Source organism: Streptomyces durocortorensis, assembly GCF_016901035.1.
GTDB classification, from domain to species: Bacteria; Actinomycetota; Actinomycetes; order Streptomycetales; family Streptomycetaceae; genus Streptomyces; species Streptomyces durocortorensis.
In genome coordinates this window covers 1-1,190 of sequence record NZ_JAFEUF010000504.1, presented here as the reverse complement: position 1 = coordinate 1,190, position 1,190 = coordinate 1, and the positions used below count along the sequence as shown (strand labels likewise).

2 protein-coding genes are annotated in these 1,190 nt (G+C 75.3%); both read right to left on the bottom strand.

Translation table 11 applies throughout. The features are described from left to right. Positions 1–44: 44 nt before the first annotated feature. A complete protein-coding gene (locus JS521_RS35760; RefSeq protein ID WP_205087005.1) occupies positions 45–809 on the bottom strand; it encodes a GntR family transcriptional regulator in 765 nt (254 codons plus the stop codon). 145 nt (positions 810–954) lie between these two features. Beyond that, positions 955–1,190 (bottom strand): LPXTG cell wall anchor domain-containing protein (locus JS521_RS35755; protein WP_205087004.1); only part of this gene is annotated, 236 nt, incomplete at its 5' end.

Sequence of the window (1,190 nt, the reverse complement as noted above, 5' to 3'; positions counted from 1 at the left end):
CTCCCCGTCCCCTGCCGCCCCTCGCAGCTCTCGACCCTCAGCTCTCAGCCTTCTCCGCTCAGGTGCGCGGAGAAGGAGAACCGGTCGCCCCGGAACAGCGTTCGCACCCGCTCCAGCGGCCGGCCGCCGGCGTCCCGGGAGAGGCGGTGGATCAGGAGCATCGGCAGGGCGGGCGGGGTGCCGATGAGCAGGGCCTCGCGGGGGGTCGCGAGCACGGTCTCGATGCGCTCGTCGGCGTCGCCGAAGACGATCTGGAGGCGGTCGCGGAGGTAGGCGTAGAAGGAGGAGTCCGGGTCGAACTCCGTGTCCAGGTCCGGGACGCGGGCGACGCCGACGTACGTGCTCTCCAGGCCGACGCGTTCGTCGTCGGCGAGCAGCACCCGCTCCAGGTGCCAGACCGGCTCACCCCGCTCGACGGCGATCTCGGCGGCGAGCGCCTCGGGGCAGGGAAACCGGTCCAGGCCGATGAGGTGACGGCCGGGCCGCCGACCCTGGCGGCGGACGCCTTCGGTGTAGCTGGCCAGCGAGAGCGGCTGCTCCAGCTTGGGCCCGGCGACGACGGTGCCGCGCCCCCGCCGGCGCAGCCGCCCCTCCAGGAGGAGTTCGCGCAGGGCCTGGCGGACGGTCTCGCGCGAGACCTCGTGCACCTGGGCGAGCTCCCGCTCGGTGGGCAGGAGTCCGCCCTCGCCCAACTCGTCCAGCAGGACCGCGATGCGGGCCTTGACGGCGTAGTACTTCGGGATACGGCCGTGCTCGGGGATGCCGGAGCGGATCGGTGCGCCAGGTGCCTGGTCGTTCGGGTAGTCCACCGCCCGATGGTGGCAGACGTACGTGAACGCCTCGACGGGAGGACGGATTCGGGCTCGCGGTACGCGGGTCCGGGCACCGGCGGGCGGGGATTCGGGCCCGATCGCTCCCGAACCGGGCGCGCGCCCGCTCCGCCGGTCCTCCGGCTCAGCCCCCCGCGCGGCGGGCCCGGTGGGCGTACCGCAGCAGGGCGGCCCCGGCCAGCAGAAGCGCTCCGGCGGCGGCCCCGGTCCAGGCCGTCCAGGCCGTCGACGCCGTTCCGGTGCGGGCGAGTTCGGGGAGCGGGCGGCCCAGTCCGTCGCGGGCCGTCAGCCCGGGACTCTCCTCCTCGCCCAGTACGCCGGACTCGGCCCCGACCACCGCTGGCTGCTGGCGCTCTCGGC